At 70.4% G+C, this 16,713-nt stretch carries 15 protein-coding genes; 8 read left to right on the top strand and 7 right to left on the bottom strand.

Translation table 11 applies throughout. The features are described from left to right. Positions 1-31: 31 nt before the first annotated feature. The 5 genes from ACFHWU_RS18295 to ACFHWU_RS18275 form a co-directional block, all read right to left on the bottom strand. Entirely contained in the window at positions 32-2,575 is a 2,544-nt protein-coding gene (locus tag ACFHWU_RS18295) for an ABC transporter permease (protein ID WP_416568626.1), read from the bottom strand. Further along, positions 2,575-3,342, bottom strand: coding sequence for an ABC transporter ATP-binding protein (locus ACFHWU_RS18290; protein WP_416591120.1), 768 nt, complete (start codon positions 3,340-3,342; stop codon positions 2,575-2,577). Before ACFHWU_RS18290 ends, ACFHWU_RS18295 begins: the two co-directional genes overlap by 1 nt. 141 nt (positions 3,343-3,483) lie before the next feature. Continuing rightward, a complete protein-coding gene (locus ACFHWU_RS18285) occupies positions 3,484-4,182 on the bottom strand; it encodes a response regulator (protein WP_416591119.1) in 699 nt (232 codons plus the stop codon). Further along, positions 4,179-5,471, bottom strand: coding sequence for a sensor histidine kinase (locus ACFHWU_RS18280; protein ID WP_416591118.1), 1,293 nt, complete (start codon positions 5,469-5,471; stop codon positions 4,179-4,181). Before ACFHWU_RS18280 ends, ACFHWU_RS18285 begins: the two co-directional genes overlap by 4 nt. A 66-nt stretch (positions 5,472-5,537) precedes the next feature. Beyond that, complete coding sequence (locus ACFHWU_RS18275; RefSeq protein WP_416591131.1) at positions 5,538-6,419, bottom strand: PD-(D/E)XK nuclease family protein; 882 nt, start codon at positions 6,417-6,419, stop codon at positions 5,538-5,540. Positions 6,420-6,617: 198 nt separating this feature from the next. On the opposite strand from ACFHWU_RS18275, the gene ACFHWU_RS18270 reads away from it, so the two are divergent. Genes ACFHWU_RS18270 through ACFHWU_RS18260 form a run of 3 tightly spaced genes read left to right on the top strand, consistent with a single transcriptional unit; the run spans position 6,618 to position 9,303 of the window. After that, positions 6,618-7,727, top strand: a complete 1,110-nt coding sequence (locus ACFHWU_RS18270) for a site-2 protease family protein (protein WP_416591130.1) — start codon at positions 6,618-6,620, stop codon at positions 7,725-7,727. After that, complete coding sequence (locus tag ACFHWU_RS18265; RefSeq protein ID WP_416555813.1) at positions 7,724-8,740, top strand: tRNA (adenine-N1)-methyltransferase; 1,017 nt, start codon at positions 7,724-7,726, stop codon at positions 8,738-8,740. Before ACFHWU_RS18270 ends, ACFHWU_RS18265 begins: the two co-directional genes overlap by 4 nt. Beyond that, positions 8,737-9,303 (top strand): hypothetical protein, encoded by a 567-nt coding sequence (locus ACFHWU_RS18260; RefSeq protein WP_416555814.1) that lies wholly within the window; start codon positions 8,737-8,739, stop codon positions 9,301-9,303. Before ACFHWU_RS18265 ends, ACFHWU_RS18260 begins: the two co-directional genes overlap by 4 nt. A gap of 71 nt (positions 9,304-9,374) precedes the next feature. On the opposite strand, the gene ACFHWU_RS18255 is transcribed toward ACFHWU_RS18260, so the two are convergent. After that, complete coding sequence (locus ACFHWU_RS18255) at positions 9,375-9,641, bottom strand: ferredoxin (RefSeq protein ID WP_416555873.1); 267 nt, start codon at positions 9,639-9,641, stop codon at positions 9,375-9,377. A 268-nt stretch (positions 9,642-9,909) separates the two neighbouring features. Between ACFHWU_RS18255 and arc the strand changes: the two genes are divergently transcribed. The 5 genes from arc to prcA all read left to right on the top strand — a co-directional run bounded on the left by arc (position 9,910) and on the right by prcA (position 15,608). Further along, on the top strand, positions 9,910-11,691 hold the full coding sequence (gene arc, locus ACFHWU_RS18250; RefSeq protein ID WP_123601513.1) for a proteasome ATPase: 1,782 nt from the start codon (positions 9,910-9,912) through the stop codon (positions 11,689-11,691). 190 nt (positions 11,692-11,881) lie between these two features. After that, on the top strand, positions 11,882-13,399 hold the full coding sequence (gene dop / locus ACFHWU_RS18245) for a depupylase/deamidase Dop (RefSeq protein ID WP_416555815.1): 1,518 nt from the start codon (positions 11,882-11,884) through the stop codon (positions 13,397-13,399). Positions 13,400-13,500: 101 nt separating this feature from the next. Then, positions 13,501-13,716: a ubiquitin-like protein Pup gene (locus ACFHWU_RS18240; RefSeq protein ID WP_123601515.1), complete on the top strand. Its 216-nt coding sequence runs from the start codon at positions 13,501-13,503 to the stop codon at positions 13,714-13,716. A gap of 130 nt (positions 13,717-13,846) precedes the next feature. Next, entirely contained in the window at positions 13,847-14,686 is an 840-nt protein-coding gene (gene prcB / locus ACFHWU_RS18235) for a proteasome subunit beta (RefSeq protein ID WP_416591117.1), read from the top strand. Positions 14,687-14,753: 67 nt separating this feature from the next. Then, complete coding sequence (gene prcA, locus ACFHWU_RS18230; protein ID WP_416555817.1) at positions 14,754-15,608, top strand: proteasome subunit alpha; 855 nt, start codon at positions 14,754-14,756, stop codon at positions 15,606-15,608. Positions 15,609-15,655: 47 nt separating this feature from the next. Here prcA and ACFHWU_RS18225 read toward each other — a convergent pair whose 3' ends face one another. Then, positions 15,656-16,702: a glycosyltransferase family 2 protein gene (locus ACFHWU_RS18225; protein WP_416555818.1), complete on the bottom strand. Its 1,047-nt coding sequence runs from the start codon at positions 16,700-16,702 to the stop codon at positions 15,656-15,658. Positions 16,703-16,713 lie beyond the last annotated feature (11 nt).

Genomic DNA, 16,713 nt, shown 5'->3' with positions numbered 1-16,713 from the left:
CGGAGCGGGCTGCCCGTCAACCGCCTGGCGGTCACTCGTGCGAGATCGCCTGCAGTACGTTCAACCGGGACGCCCGCCAGGACGGCCACCAGGCGGCGACCACGCCGGCCAGCGCGGCGGCAACGACGAACCCGACGAGTTGGCCGACCGGCACACTGACCACAGACAGCACGTCCTGGCTGCGCATCGCGAACGACGCGGCCAGTCCGAGCGCCACGCCCAACGCCACGCCGAGCAGACAACCGAAGACCGCCATCAGCAGTGACTCGACGCGGACCATCCGGCGGACCTGGCGTCGGCTCATCCCCACCGCGCGTAGCAGCCCGAGTTCCCGGGTACGTTCGTGGATGCTCAGCACCAGGGTGTTGACGATCCCGATGAAGGCCACCAGTACGGCGAGGGCCAGCAGTACGTAGAAGATGCTGAGCAGGATGTCGACCAGCTGGTTCTGCTGCTCGACGAAGCTGCTGCGGTCGCCGACCGTCACCAACGGGTAGTCGGCCATCAGCGCCTCGGTCTCGGCGACGATCCGCTGCACGTCGGCGTCCGGGGTGGTGGCGACGAACCCCTGGTAGGCCAGCGGCCCGGCGAGGTACTGCACCTGGGACTCGGGCAGGATCAGCCCGGCGGTGAGCGCGGTGCGGTAGACGCCGACGAGTTCGTAGGTCCGTCCGCCGCCACGTGGCATGTCGATGACGATGTCGTCGCCGACCGTCCAGCCGTTGGACTCCGCGGTGTTCACGTCAACCACCGTCTCGCCGTCGCCGGCGTCGAGGCGGCCCTGTACGGTCTCGAAGGCGAACATCGAGCCGGCCTGTGACAGGTCGGTGGCAGAGATGAGCTGGTTGGGGCGGCCGTCGGCGGTCAGTATCGCGAGGTGGTACGCGACGGTGCCGGTCACGCCGTCGATCTCGGCTACCTGGTCGAGGCGTGCGGGGTCGAAGCCCTCCCGCCCGGTCGGCAGTTGCTGGCCGTTGGTCAAGATGATGATCTCGGCCCCGAGGCCGTTCTCCACCAGGTCGGTGGTGGTCGCCTTCAACGACGACCCGATCACCGCGATGGTGCTGACCAGGGTCACCCCGATCATCAGAGCGGCGGCGGTGACAGCGGTACGCCGCGGGTTGCGCAGCGTGTTGCGGCGGCCGAGACCGGTCGCCGTACCCCAGCTGATCAGGCGTCCGACGGCACCGGCCACCGGACGGGTGAGGGCGGGCGACAGCAGCGCCACGCCGATGATCGACAGCAGCACCCCACCGCCGAGCGCTACGGCGGTCAGCCCGGAGACACCGATCAGACCCACGGACAGCAGTCCCGCGCCGAGCGCGGTGACCACCCCACCGGTGATGGTGAGCCCGGTCAGCGGCCGGTCCGGGCGGACCACGTCCCGCATCGCGGCCACCGGTGGGACCGCCGAGGCACGGATCGCCGGAATCAACGCCGCGACCATGGTCATCAATACGCCGACCAGGTAGGACGCCAGGATCGCGACTGGTGAGACGATCAGCCCGCCAGCGGGCAGCGACAGCGCCTCGACTGCCAGGAACTGCAGGCCGGCGGCGACGCCGATACCGGCGGCCAGGCCGAGGGTGGCCGCGATCACGCCGACGACCAGCGCCTCGATCAGCACCGCCGAGGTGACCTGGGCCCAGCTGGCGCCGAGTGCCCGGAGCAGGGCCAGCTCGCGGGACCGCTGCGCGACCAGGATGTTGAACGTGTTGAAGATCAGGAACATGCCGACCAGCAACGCGATCAGCGCGAACCCGAGGAAGAACCAGTTGACGAAGGTCAGCAGCTGGGTGAACTGGGACGCCTGCTCGTCGGCGAGCTCCGCGCCGGTCACCGCCTCGAACCCGGCCGGCAGCCCGTCGGCCACCAGCCGCTTGAGCTCGTCGTCGGTGACGCCGGGGTCGGCGGTCAACTGTGCCGCGCCGAACACCCCGGTCTGGCCGTAGAACAACTGCTGTGCCTGTGGCACGGTGAAGGCGACCAGTGTCTCGCCGCCGAGGGTGGACCTGCCCCCGCTGTACTCCAGCAGGCCCACCACGTCGTACTCGCTGGCCTGGTAGGCGCTGGAGACGTACACCCGGATCCGGTCGCCGACCGTGACGCCGGCCTGCTCGGCGGTCAACCGGGTCACCGCGACCTCGTCGTCGGCGCTGGGCGTGCGTCCCTCGGCGACCTGGAGCAGCGCGTCGTCGCCGGCGGCGGTCAGGCCGATGCCCAGCTGCGGTGCCTGGCTCGGCACCGCCTTGCCGTCGGCGGCCCGGAACGGGATCACCCCGGTCGAACTGGCGTCACCGGTCACCGACGCCACCCCGTTGACAGCGGCGATGCGATCCAGGTCAGCGTCGGTCAGCAGCGGCGGCTCCGCCTGCTGACCGCCCGTATCGGCCGCCTGCACCTGTACGGCGACGTCCGCGTTGACGGTCTGGAAGAGCCGTTCGAAGCGGCTGCTCAAGCTGTCGGTGAGCACCGTGGCGCTGGAAACGAACAGCACCCCGAGGATGATCGCCACCCCGGACAGCACAAGTCGCAGCTTGCGGGAGAGCAGACTCTTCAACGTGGCGCGCAGCATCAGGCCTGCTCCTGCTCGATCGCCGCGACGTCGAGGCCCTTCAGCCGGTCGAGGACCGCCTCGGCGGTCGGCTGCTGTAGCTCGTCGACGATCCGGCCGTCGGCGAGGAAGACGACGCGGTCGGAGTAGGAGGCGGCGACCGGGTCGTGGGTGACCATGACGATGGTCTGCTGGTGGTCGCGTACCGAGTTGCGCAGGAACCCGAGAACGTCGGCGCCGGCGCGGGAGTCGAGGTTGCCGGTTGGCTCGTCGGCGAAGACAACGTCCGGGCGGGCGACGAGGGCGCGGGCGCAGGCGACCCGCTGCTGCTGGCCGCCGGACAGCTCGGTGGGTCGGTGGTGTAGGCGGTCACGCAGGCCGACGGTGTCGATCACGGTGTCGAACCAGGCCGGGTCGGGTTTGCGGCCGGCGATCGCCATGGGCAGCAGAATGTTCTCCTCGGCGGTGAGCGTGGGGAGGAGGTTGAACTGCTGGAAGATGAAGCCGAGTTTGTCCCGGCGGAGTCTGGTCAGTCCGGTGTCGTTCAGTCCGGTGATTGTGGTGTCGCCGATGGTGATGGTGCCGCGGGTGACGGTGTCGAGCCCGGCGAGGCAGTGCATCAGGGTGGATTTACCGGAGCCGGACGGCCCCATGATGGCGGTGAAGCGGGCGGGTTCCAGGTCGAGGGTGACGCCGTGCAGGGCGATCACCCGGGCTTCGCCGGTGCCGTACACCTTCCACACGTCGACTGCCCGGGCAGCCGGTTCGGTCGCTGTCGTCGTTGTCACGTCGGAGGCTCCTACCGTTGTTGTCTGTCGCCAACGGTATGTTTCGGGCGCTGTGACTGGGTCCTGCCCGGGAACGGTTCACCACTCCGTCCACGACGGGGGGCGCATCTCCGACCTGAGGATGATCGCGACGGGCCGGACTCATCCGCCAGGGCGGACCAGGCCGGACTCGTACGCCAGCACCACGGCCTGGACCCGGTCCCGCAGCCGGAGTTTGGTCAGCACGTGTCCGACGTGGGTCTTGATGGTGGTTTCGCTGACCGACAGGGTGGTGGCGATCTCGGCGTTGGACAGCCCTCGGGCCATCTGGATGAGCACTTCACGTTCCCGTTCGGTGAGCACGTCCAGCGCCTTCGGTGGTGCCGCGTCCGGGTCGGGCAGGGTGAGCGCGAACTTGTCCAACAGCCGGCGCAGGATCCGGGGGGCCACCACGGCCTCACCGACCGCCACTGTCCGGATGGCTGCCACCAGGTCCTCGGCGGGCACGTCCTTGGCCAGGAAACCGCTGGCACCGGCGCGCAGCGCCCCCACCACGTACTCGTCGAGGTCGAAAGTGGTGAGGATGAGGACCCGGACCGGCAGCCGGGCGTCGACGATCGCCTGGGTCGCCGCCACCCCGTCCATCCGGGGCATCCGGATGTCCATCAGCACGACGTCGGGCAGCAGCCGGCGGGCCAAATCGACGGCTTCCGCTCCGTCCGCCGCATCGCCGACGATGTCCAGGTCGTCCTCGGCGCCGAGGACCATCCGGAACCCGGTGCGCAGCAGCGGTTGGTCGTCGGCGAGCAGGATCCGCACCGGACGGGTGGTGGACGGCTCGGCGATGCCGGGTTCGCTCACGGTGCTCCTTGTCGGGTAGCCGCCCCCAGCTGCTCCATCGGCAGCTTGGCGTAGATGCGGAAGCCACCGCCCGGGCGCGGGCCGGTCCGCAGCGTGCCACCGTACAGGGCCACCCGCTCCCGCATTCCGACCAGACCGTGCCCGACCCGGCCGTGGTCCGGACCGGGCCCGCGGCCGGTGTCGAAGACCTCGACGATCAGCCAGTAGACGCCGAAGCTGAGCCGTACCTCGGCGGTTGCCGCTCCGGCGTGCTTGAGCGCGTTGGTGAGCGCCTCCTGGACGATCCGGTAGAGGGTCAGGGTCACACCGGGATCCAGGTCCCCGGGTACCCCGTCGATTCGCAGGGTCACCGGCAGACCGGCCTCGCGGATCTGCTCGACCAGGGACTCGATGCCGCCGAGCCCTGGCTGCGGGGTGAGCTCGACGTCGGCCGGTTCGGCGTCGGTGCGCAGGACGTCGAGCAGCCGACGCATCTCCCGTAACGTGCTGCGGCTGGTGTCGGCGATGGCGCCGAGCGCCTCGTCGGCGGCGGCCGGGTCGCGGTGCAGTACCCGACGGGCACCGGTGGCCAGCACCCCCATCACGCTGACGTGGTGGGCGACGACGTCGTGCAGCTCCCGGGCGATCCGTCGCCGTTCGCCGGCGACCGCCTGGTCCGCAGCGGCCCGCTGGTTCTCCTCGGCTACCCGGGCGCGTTCGGCCAGCGTCCGCGTCGCCGACCGGCGGGCGTGCACGGTCCGCCCGATGAAGAAGGCGACCAGCATGGTCAGCCCGTTGACGAACAGCAGGTACATCCGGGAGATTCCCGGCAGTTCGGTGCCCTGCGGCAGCACCGCGTTGACGGTCAGCACCGGCAGCCACAGTACGGCGGCGGCGGCGACCGCCGGGCGTAGCGCCAGCCAGCAGGCCGCGGTGTAGGTCAGGATCACCAGTGCGAGCGCCATACTCGCCGGCTCGTGGCCGGTCAGCAGCGGGACTGCCACCATCGCGGCGCTGGCCAGCACGGCCGGCCAGACGACGACCCGACGTACCGCGATCGGCGCTGCCACGATCAGGCTCCAGCCGACGACGGCCGGCCAGCCGAGGTCTGACTCGGGCCTCGGCTGGCCGGCCGGGCCGAGCCCGTGCAGGGCCAAATCGACCAGGACGACCGCGGCGGCGAGCAGACCGTCGCGGGCCAGCACCGACGGTACCGAACCGGTCGTGCCGGTGCTCCGGGCCCTACCCCACCACCGCCACCACCAGGACTGGTGTGGTCCGGTGGACCGGTCCGGCTCGGTGGGCTCCATGCCGCGACGGTATCCGGTACGGCGGTGGCGTCGCGCCCACCACGGCGCAGGACCTGGTCTCCTCCCTCAGGAGACCAGGTCCTGCGCCAGGTCGGGGAAGGGCGGCGGGGTCCCGCCGTACACCGGGCAGTACGTCTGGTAGCTGCACCAGTCGCAGAGCCGGCTCTGTTTGGGGCGGAAGTCCCGGCTCTCGGTGGCCTGCAGGATTGCCCGCCAAAGCGCCAGGACGGTGCGTTCGAACCGCTGCAGCTCCTCGGCGTCTGGCGTGTAGTCGCAGACCTCGCAGTCGCGCAGGTACAGCAGCCGGAGCACCCGGGGGACGACGCCGCGGGTGCGCCACAGCACCAGGGCGTAGAACTTCAGCTGGAACAGTGCCCGGGACTCGAACGCCTCGCGCGGGGCACCGCCGGTCTTGTAGTCGACCACCCGCAGGTCCCCGCCGGGGGAGACGTCCAGCCGGTCGATGTAGCCGCGGATCAGCAGCTGTCCGTCGACCACCGCGTTGACCAGGCTCTCCCGTTCGGCCGGTTCCAGCCGGCGAGGATCCTCGACGGTGAAGTAGCCGTCGAGCAGGTGCCGCGCGGCGGCCAGGAACTCGTCCAGTTCCGGGCGGGGCGCCGGCTCGTCGGACGCCGGTTCCGCCGGTCCGGTGGAGACGACGTCGGCCAGCGTCGGGTCGGTGTCCAGCAGCCGTTGCCACTGCGGGGCGACCAGGGCGGCGGCCGCGGCCGGGATGCGCTGGTCGGCCGGCAGATCGAACAACCGTTCCAGGACGGCGTGGACCAGGGTGCCCCGGGCCTGGTCGACGGTGGTCCGCTCGGGTAGCCGGTCGATGCTGCGGAACCGGTACAGCAGCGGGCAGGTCTTGAAGTCGGCCGCCCGAGACGGCGACAAGGTGGCCAGCCGGGGCGGTCCGACGTCGGGCGCGATCTCCGGACCGGTTGTCACTGCGCGTACCGTTTCCGCCGTCATGGCAGGCAGGGTATGGCACTGGTGTGACAACCCGGCCGGCGGCTCGGCGACAAACCGTGCGCGCCGGGCGGTACGGCGTTCCGTAGCATCAACCCGATGGAGGACACCGCGAAACGCCCCGACCGGCGCCCTGACCGGCGCCCTGACCGGCGGCCGGGGATCAGCCTCGGCCGGGTGCTCGGCTTCCCGGTGCACCTCCACACCTCGGTGCTGTTCCTGGCGATCCTGGTCACCGTGCTGTACGGCGAGTTCGTCCGCACCCAGCTGGACGTGCCACAGCCGGCCCGGTACGCGGTCGGCCTGGGCTTCGTGGTCTGTCTGCTCGGTTCGGTGCTGCTGCACGAGTTGGGTCACGCGTTGACCGCCCGCCGGTACGGCATCGGCGTTCGCGGGATCACCCTGGAGATGCTCGGCGGCTACACCGAAATGGACCGGGACGCCCCGACCCCCAAGGTCGACCTGCTGGTGTCGCTGGCCGGTCCGGCGGTGTCGCTGGTCCTGGGACTGGTCGCGGTGGTGGCCACCGTGCTGCTGCCGGACCGTACGTTGATCGACCAGTTGGCGTTCCAGTTGGCGGCGGCGAACCTGCTGGTGGCGGTGTTCAACGCGTTGCCGGGGCTGCCCCTCGACGGCGGGCGCGCGCTGCGTGCCGCGGTCTGGGCGGTGACCAGGGACCGCCACGTCGGCACCGAGGCCGCCGGTTGGGTCGGTCGGGCCGTGGCGGCGGGCACCGCCGGCCTGGTCGTGCTGCTCACGGTGGCCGGTATCCTGTCCCCGTTCGGGCTGATCTTCATGCTGCTGGTGGCGTTCACCCTCTGGCAGGGTGCCGGCCAGTCGATCCGGGTCGCGCGCATCGGCCGCCGGTTCCCGTTGGTCAACCTGGCGAAGCTCGCCCAGCCGGTCTTTCCGGTGCCGAGCGGCACACCGTTGGCCGAGGCGCAGCGTCGGGTCGCCGGCCCCCACCCGGCGCAGCCGGGTGGGGGCCGAAAGCCGGCCCTGGCGGTGACGGACTCGGTCGGCCGGTTGGTCGCGCTGGTGGACCGGGCCGCGGCCGCGGCGGTCCCGCCGGAGCGCCGCCCGTGGGTGGCGGTCGACACCGTCGCGCGCGGTATCGACGGGGTACGCCGGATCCCGGTCGACCTCACCGGCGAGCAGGTGGTCCGTACCGTGCAGGAACATCCGGGCGCGCAGTACCTGGTGACCCGGGGCGAGGACGTGATCGGCGTACTGCACGTCGCCGATCTGGCGCAGTTGTTGGAACCGAACCGAAAGATGAGCCCGTGACCCCTCCGCCGACCGCCGTCGCATCCGGCGACGTCAGTACCACGCCGATCTCCACCCGGCGTGGCCCCTTCCAGCCGGGCGACCGGGTGCAGCTGACCGACCCGAAGGGGCGGATGCACACCGTCACGCTCGCTGCCGGCCGGTCGTTCCATACCCATCGCGGTGCCCTGGCGCACGACGAGCTGATCGGCCTGCCCGAAGGCAGCGTGGTGACGTCGGCCGGCGGTACCGCGTACCTCGCGCTGCGTCCACTGCTGGCCGACTACGTGCTGAGCATGCCGCGCGGGGCCCAGGTGATCTATCCGAAGGACGCCGCGCAGATCGTAGCGATGGGTGACGTGTTCCCGGGTGCCCGGGTGCTGGAGGCCGGTGCCGGGTCGGGCGCGCTGACCTGTTCGCTGCTGCGCGCCGTCGGCACCGACGGTGAGGTGCACTCGTACGAGGCCCGGGCGGACTTCGCCGAGGTGGCTCGGACGAACGTGCAGGCGTTCTTCGGTGGCCCGCACCCGGCGTGGCGGCTGCACGTCGGTGATGTCGCATCCTGTCCGGAGGTCGGCTTCGACCGGATCATCCTGGACATGTTGACGCCGTGGGAGGTGCTGGACCTGGTGGCTCGGGCGTTGCTGCCCGGCGGGGTCTTCGTCGGCTACGTCGCCACCACGCCGCAGCTGAGCGAACTGGTCGAGGCGTTGCGCGCCGACGGCGGGTTCACCGAACCCCGGGCGTGGGAGTCGCTGGTGCGGGACTGGCATGTCGACGGGCTGGCGGTGCGGCCCGACCACCGGATGATCGGGCATACCGCGTTCCTGGTGTCGGCCCGCCGGCTGGCTCCGGGGGTCAGCGCGCCGCCGCGGCGGCGCAAGCCGAGCAAGGGAGCGGAGGCGTACGCGGCGCGCCGTCGGGACCGCGCCGGTGCGCCGGTGCCGTCCGACGCCGCCGGCCCGGCGTCACCCGACGGGGCCGAAGGGCCGGCGGTGTCGCTGGGCACGGGGGCCGGGACGGGTCCGGCATGAGCCGGCCCGCGTTCGGTGGTGGCGAGTTGCCGGCGGTCTTCCCCGACTGGTCGCCCTATCCGGAGCTGGACGCGGCCAGCCGGGCGTACCTGCGGGATCCGGACGTCGCGCTGGAGGCGCTCGGTGGGGTGCTGGCGGGTGCCGAGGTTCTCGCCTTCACCCTCGAGCGGTTCGTCAACGAGGTCAACGGAGTCTGGCAGGAGGTGGCGATCTGCGACGGCAGCCGGATGGTCCTGTGGCACGGTGAGGACGTCCCGCCGGGGGACGGGCCGGTCGGGTCGATGACGTCGTCGCTGCGGGTAGTGCCGTTGTCCACGGTCACCGAGGTCGGCTGCCGCCGCCGGCTGACCCGTACGCCGACCGGGCAGATCCGGGTGGACAGCGTCGACGTCTACCTGCTGCTCAGTTCGCAGGACGAGACGCAACCGGAGGAGCCTCTCGGCCCCCGGCACGACGCGCTGCGGTTCGGCAAGACGCTCGACGACGGTGGTTCGGGGCAGATCGCGCGGCTCGAGGAGTTCGCCCGGGTGGTCGCCTCGGTGGTGGGCCGTCCGTTACTGTGACGTGGGCCACGCATCGCAGGGCAGGTGGCCGTCCCGGCGGGCAGCAGGCCCGTACCAGGTAGACCGGGCGGCTAACCGGCGTCCGGTCCGCTGACCTCGGTCTGGTCGTCCGCGCGGACCACGTGGATGCACTCGCCGGGACAGTCCTTGGCCGCGTCGATCACGTCGAGCCGCAGCCGTTCGGGGACTGCGACCCGGGCGCCCTCGGCGACCTGCAGTTCGCCGGAGGCGTCCTTGACGTAGGCGAGTCCGTCGATGTCGAACTCGAAGACGTCCCGGGCGTACTGCACGCACAGCCCGTCCCCGGTGCAGAGGTCCTGGTCGACCCAGACCTGCAGCTCCGTGTCGGTTGATGCCGTTTCGCCCGGCTCTCCGGGGGACCGGGTCTCGGTCGGGGTCGTCACCGCGCACCTCCCTGAGTCGTGCCCGTCCTCGCGTCCCGACGGTACCCGACACGCCGTGGGACCGGCCGGCCAGGCGTCCGTCGGCCGCTTGTGACGTGCCCGAGCGATCAAGGTTGTGGGACGACTGTGTTGCGTGGGTTCGAAACGTCCGGCAAACGGCTAGTGTTAGGGCAGTACGTTTTAGCCCCCGGGGAGGTGGGACGTGGCACGCAGCGACGACGCGGATTCGCGCGCCGCACGGTGGGAGAAGGAGGCCCACGATCTCTCCACCCAGGTCGCGTTTCTTCAAGAGGAACTCGCTCTGGTGCGGCGCAAGTTGACCGAAAGCCCCCGACACGTCCGGCAGCTCGAGGAACGGCTGGCGGCAGCGCAGGCGCAGCTGGCCCGACTGACCGAGAACAACGAACGGCTCGTGGCGACCCTCAAGGAAGCCCGGGCCCAGATCGTCACGCTCAAGGAGGAGATCGACCGGCTGGCGCAACCGCCCAGCGGGTACGGCGTCTTCCTGGCCCGACACGCGGATGGCACGGTGGATGTCTTCACCGGTGGCCGGAAGCTGCGGGTGGCGCTCTCCCCCTCGTTGGACGCCGACGAGCTCCAACGCGGCCAGGAGGTCCTGCTCAACGACGCGCTCAACGTGGTCGACGCGTTCGGGTACGAGCGGGTCGGTGAGGTGGTGATGCTCAAGGAACTCCTCGACAACCCGACCGGCGAGCCGAGTGACCGTGCTCTGGTCATCTCGCACGCCGACGAGGAGCGGGTGGTGCACCTGGCGCAGACGCTGGTCGGCAGCGCGCTGCGGGCCGGCGACTCGCTGATGATCGAGCCGCGGTCGGCGTACGCCTACGAGCGGATCCCGAAGAGCGAGGTCGAGGAGCTGGTGCTGGAGGAGGTGCCGGACGTCGACTACACCGACATCGGCGGCCTGCACGCCCAGATCGAGCAAATCAGGGACGCGGTCGAGCTGCCGTTCCTGCACGCGGAGCTGTTCCGTGAGCACCACCTGCGCCCACCGAAGGGCATCCTGCTCTACGGTCCGCCCGGGTGCGGCAAGACCCTGATCGCCAAGGCGGTGGCCAACTCCCTGGCCAAGAAGATCGCTGAGCGGCGGGGTGAGGAGAAGCACACCAGCTACTTCCTCAACATCAAGGGCCCTGAGCTGCTCAACAAGTACGTCGGTGAGACCGAGCGGCACATCCGGCTGATCTTCCAGCGGGCCCGGGAGAAGGCCGGCGAGGGTACTCCGGTGATCGTGTTCTTCGATGAGATGGACTCGGTCTTCCGGACCCGCGGTTCCGGTGTCTCCTCGGACGTGGAGAACACCATCGTTCCGCAGCTGCTGAGCGAGATCGACGGGGTCGAGGGCCTGGAGAACGTGATCGTGATCGGTGCCTCCAACCGGGAGGACATGATCGATCCGGCGATCCTGCGGCCCGGTCGGCTGGACGTCAAGATCAAGATTGAGCGTCCGGACGCCGAGGCGGCCAAGGATATCTTCTCCAAGTACATCCTCACCGGGCTGCCGCTGCACCCGGACGACCTCACCGAGCACGGCGACGATCCGCAGGCCACGGTGGCAGCCATGATCGACGCCGTGGTGCTGCGGATGTACTCGGAGACCGACGAGAACCGGTTCCTCGAGGTGACCTACGCCAACGGGGACAAGGAGGTCCTGTACTTCAAGGACTTCAACTCCGGCGCGATGATTCAGAACATCGTCGACCGGGGCAAGAAGATGGCAATCAAGGAGTTCCTCACCTCCGGGCGCAAGGGTCTGCGGTTGCAGCACCTGCTCGACGCGTGCGTCGACGAGTTCCGGGAGAACGAGGACCTGCCCAACACCACAAACCCGGACGACTGGGCCCGGATCTCCGGCAAGAAAGGGGAGCGGATCGTCTACATCCGTACCCTCGTCTCCGGCGGCAAGGGCGCGGAGGCCGGCCGGTCGATCGAGACGGCCAGCAACACCGGGCAGTACCTCTGACCACGGCCCGGTGTCCCGCACCCCGCCTCGGGGTGCGGGACACCGGCTCCGCGCCGCGGTCCGTGCGCGCCGCGGGACCGGTGTCCGACGTGCCCCCGCGTGACCACACGGACACGCCAACGTCCGGTTCCGTCGGTGCACGGACTACGCTCGACATGACGGGCGCCGACGGAAGCGATGAGGTAACGGCATGAGTGTGCGGCGGATCATGGGCACCGAGGTGGAGTACGGGATCTCCGTGCCCGGCCAGCCCGGAGCCAACCCGATGGTCACTTCCTCCCAGGTGGTCAACGCCTACGGCGCCCGACCCGAGCTGAACCGGGGAGGTCGGGCCCGGTGGGACTACGAGGAGGAGTCGCCGCTGCGTGACGCCCGGGGCTTCACCTACTCGGGGGCGGCCTACGACCCGGCGGAGGCCCTCGCCGACGAGGATCTGGGCCTGGCCAACGTGATCCTCACCAACGGCGCCCGGCTCTACGTCGACCACGCCCACCCCGAGTACTCCACCCCCGAGGTCACCAACCCGCTGGACCTGGTCCGGTGGGACAAGGCGGGGGAGCGGGTGATGGCGGAGGCGGCCCGCCGCGCGGCGACCATCCCCGGTTCGCACCCCATTCAGCTCTACAAGAACAACACCGACAACAAGGGCGCCAGCTACGGCGCCCACGAGAACTACCTGATGCGTCGGCAGACGCCGTTCGCCGACATCGTGGCGTACCTGACGCCGTTCTTCGTCACCCGGCAGATCGTCTGCGGGGCGGGCCGGGTCGGTATCGGCCAGGACGGCTCCCAGGCGGGGTTCCAGATCTCCCAGCGGGCCGACTTCTTCGAGGTCGAGGTGGGCCTGGAGACGACGCTGAAGCGGCCGATCATCAACACCCGGGACGAACCGCACGCCGACGCCGACAAGTACCGCCGGCTGCACGTGATCATCGGCGACGCCAACCTCTCGGAGATCTCCACCTACCTGAAGCTCGGCACCACCTCGTTGATCCTGACCATGATCGAGGAGAAGGCGCTCGGCGCCGATCTGGGCATCGCCGACCCGGTGGCCGAGCTCAAGGCGGTGAGCCACGATCCGTCCCTGGCGCATCTGATGCGGCTGCGCGACGGCCGCCGGCTCACCGCGCTCGATCTGCAGTGGGCGTTCTACGAACGGGTCAGGGCGTTCGTCGACGATCGGTACGGCACCGACCTCGACGAGGCCACGGCTGACGTGCTGGACCGCTGGGAGGACGTGCTCGACCGGCTGGGACGGGATGTGATGTCCTGCGCGCAGGAGCTGGACTGGGTCGCGAAACTGCGGCTGCTCGACGGCTACCGGGAGCGGGAAGGGCTCTCCTGGGCCTCGCCGAAACTGCAGCTGGTCGACCTGCAGTACGCCGACGTCAGGCCGGAGAAGGGCCTCTACCACCGCCTGGTGGGTCGGGGAGCGATGCGTACCCTGCTCGACGACAGCGCCACCCGCGCCGCGATGGTCGAGCCGCCACCGGACACCCGGGCCTACTTCCGTGGCCGGTGCCTGGCGCAGTACGCCTCCGAGGTGGTCGCCGCCAGCTGGGACTCGGTCATCTTCGACGTGGGCCGGGAGTCGCTGGTCCGGGTGCCGATGATGGAGCCGGAGCGGGGGACCCAGGCCCACGTGGGCGACCTGTTCGACCGGTGCGCCAGCGCCAAGGACCTGCTGGAGGTGCTCACCGGCGATTGAGCAGGCCAGGTTCGCTCGGCGCGAACGTGGCCGACGCGGGCCGGTTCCGTCGCCACCGCGAGGTAAGTTTCACCTAGGCGATCGTGTGGAGGAGGCACCTGATGGCTACCCGTGACAGCGGCGGTCAGTCCCAGTCCGGCAAGTCCCGCCGGGCCGAGGAAGTCGACGAGACGGTCACCGAGACGGATCCGGAGGCCGCGCAGCGGCACGCCGAGATCACCGAGGACGTCGATGACCTGCTCGACGAGATCGACTCGGTGCTCGAAGAGAACGCCGAGGAGTTCGTCCGCGGCTACGTTCAGAAGGGCGGCGAGTAGCTCGCCGGCGGTGAAGATCGCACCCAGCGGGTGCGCACGCTAGTCTGCTCCAACACACCGGTGGCCTCGACCGGCACCGTGCCGGCACGGCGGCCCGGTCAGGCGATCACGTTCTGCAGAGAGGGACCACGTGGCAGCGGGATTCGATCCAGCCGGACGCTCTCCGGACGTGTTCATCAACGCGGGAACGTTTCCCTTCACCCAGTTCCTGGCGTCGGCCGCACCGGATCTGCTGCCGGGGCGCCGCCCACTGCCGCCCGGGCTGTCCGCGGACGTCGGTCCGCACGCCACGACGATCGTCACGCTCGTCACCGCCGAAGGCGTGGTGATGGCTGGTGACCGCCGGGCGACGATGGGCAACCTGATCGCCAACCGGGACATCGAGAAGGTGCATCCCGCTGACGCCTACTCGTTGATCGGCATCGCCGGCACCGCCGGCACCGGCATCGAGCTGATGCGGCTGTTCCAGGTCGAGCTGGAACATTACGAGAAGATGGAGGGCGCCGTCCTTTCCCTGGACGGTAAGGCGAACCGCCTCGCGTCGATGATCCGCAACAACCTCGGTGCCGCGCTGCAAGGGCTGGCCGTGGTGCCGCTGTTCGCCGGGTTCGACCTGGCCGCCACCGATCCGGCCGGGGCCGGCCGAATCTTCAGCTTCGACGTCACCGGCGGTCCGTACGAGACCACCGGTTTCGACGCGATCGGCTCCGGATCGCTGTTCGCGAAAGCGGCCTTGAAGAAGCGGTACCGTTCCGGGTTGAGCAGCGCCGACGCGGTCCGCCTCGCAGTGGAGGCGCTGTACGACGCCGCCGACGACGACACCGCCACCGGCGGCCCGGACCTCACCCGCCGGATCTTCCCGGTGGTGATGACCGCGACGGCGGTCGGCACCCACCGGCTCACCGACGCCGAGTTGGCCCAGATCGCCGAGGCGGTCGTCGCCGCGCGTACCGAGAATCCGGGCGGCTGAACCCGCGAACGCCGACTTGTCTCGTCCGCTGTAGTCGTTACCACCTGGTCGAAGGAGAGCCGCCGCCGTGGCAATGCAGTTCTACGCCTCGCCCGAGCAGATCATGCGGGACCGTTCCGAGCTTGCCCGCAAGGGCATCGCCCGGGGCCGTAGCGCGCTGGTGCTGAGCTTCGAGGGCGGTGTGCTGTTCGTCGCCGAGAACCTGTCCAGCGCCCTGCACAAGGTGAGCGAGATCTACGACCGGATCGGGTTCGCCGCCGTCGGCCGGTACAACGAGTTCGAGAATCTGCGCCGGGCGGGGGTGCGGATGGCCGACCTGAACGGCCTCAGCTACGACCGTCGCGACGTGACCGGGCGGGCGCTGGCCAACGCGTTCGCGCAGACCCTTGGGTCGATCTTCACCGAGCAGTCGAAGCCGTTCGAGGTGGAGATCTGCGTCGCCGAGGTCGGGCTGGAGCCGGCCGCTGACGAGATCTACCGGCTGACCTACGACGGCTCAGTCACCGACGAGCCGGGGTGGATGGCGATGGGCGGCCATGCCGAGACGATCGCCGGTGTGCTGCGGACCGACCATCGTCCCGACATGTCGCTGTCCGACGCCGTCGGGCTCGCGGTGCGGGCCCTGGCCGAAGTGGGCGGCGAGAACGGCGCGACCCGCAGCATCGCCGCCGACCAGCTGGAGGTGGCGGTGCTCGACCGCCGCCGCCGTGGCCGGACCTTCCGTCGGATCACCGGTGCCGCGTTGACCGCACTGCTCGACGGCGGTGCCGCCGCCTCGGCGGACGAGCCCTCGTCAGCAGAAGCGGGCGGGTCCGGTGGTCCCCGGGTGCCCGAGTCGACGCCGGAGAAGCCGACCTCCTCGGCTGCCTCCGCCGACCTGGAGGACCCTGCCGGCGACTCCGGCACCACCGAACAGGACTGACCGGGCGCGAGGTGTGCCGCGCCAGGGCCGCGTCTCGGCCCGGTGCGTCACACCCAGCGCCGCACCGTCCGCCAGTACGCGGACAGCACGGCGTTGAACACCGTCCTGCCCGGCGGGTTGATCAGCGGGGTGTCCAGCCGATCGGTGAGGACCCGCATCCACACCCGGTCCGGGACGGTTCGCTCGGCCTGCAGCCGCGCCCGACGTCGCCGCAGATGGTCCCGATGCTGCCACAGCCACCGATAGCCGCGAAGCTTGTCGGCCAGCCAACCCTGCCGGGCCGCCAGCGCCAGCATCGCCAACTCCAGGGCCAGCAACGGCGGGCCGAGCAGCACCAGCGACCGGGCGCCCCATGTCGTGGCCACGAACATCACCCGATTGCGTTCGACAAGGTAGAACTTGAAGCTGTTGCGGCTGAACTCGTAGCGGTGCAGCGCTACCGCGTCCGGTACGTTGACCACTCGCAGACCGACCCGCCAGGTTCTGATCGACAGGTCCGCGTCCTCGTGGTAGGCGAAGTAGTGCGGGTCGAACCCCTTCAGCCGGTCCCAGTGCGCCCGCCGGGTCACCAGGCAGGCGCCCATCGCGCCGGCGGTCTCGGTCGGCTCGGTGCGGGTCTCCCGCTCGCGGAATCCGCCGATCCAACTCAACCCGAGCACGTGCACCTCGTTGCCGCGAGAATTGAGCAGGTCCGGCTCGTCGGCCAGGCGCACCGCGCCGGCGGCGATGCCGATGCTTGGGTCGGTGAGCTCCTCCACCAGCCGGGCGAGGGTGGTCGGCTCGACCACCGCGTCGCCGTTGACCAGCGCCACGTACTCGCCGTCGGCAGCGGCCACGCCGATGTTGCAGCCGGCGGAGAAGCCGACGTTGCTGCCGTCGCCGACCACCGTGACGCCGGGTACCTCCCGCAGCACGGTGACATCGTCGGTGGTGCATCCGTTGTCGACCAACACCACGTCGACGTCGATCTTCACCGAGGCGAGCAGGGCTTCCACCGATCGGCGCAGCAGCGGTTCCGCGCCCCAGGCCAGCACGACGGCACTGACCCGGGGCAGGTCGGACGGCGTACTGGATTCAGGGTTTATTTCCGACATGTCGGTTTCTC

The sequence above is a fragment of the Micromonospora sp. LOL_015 genome, assembly GCF_048060275.1.
In the GTDB taxonomy this organism is placed as follows: domain Bacteria; phylum Actinomycetota; class Actinomycetes; order Mycobacteriales; family Micromonosporaceae; genus Micromonospora_E.
Note: the sequence above shows the minus strand (reverse complement) of the source record. Positions and strands in the feature narration are given on the sequence as shown.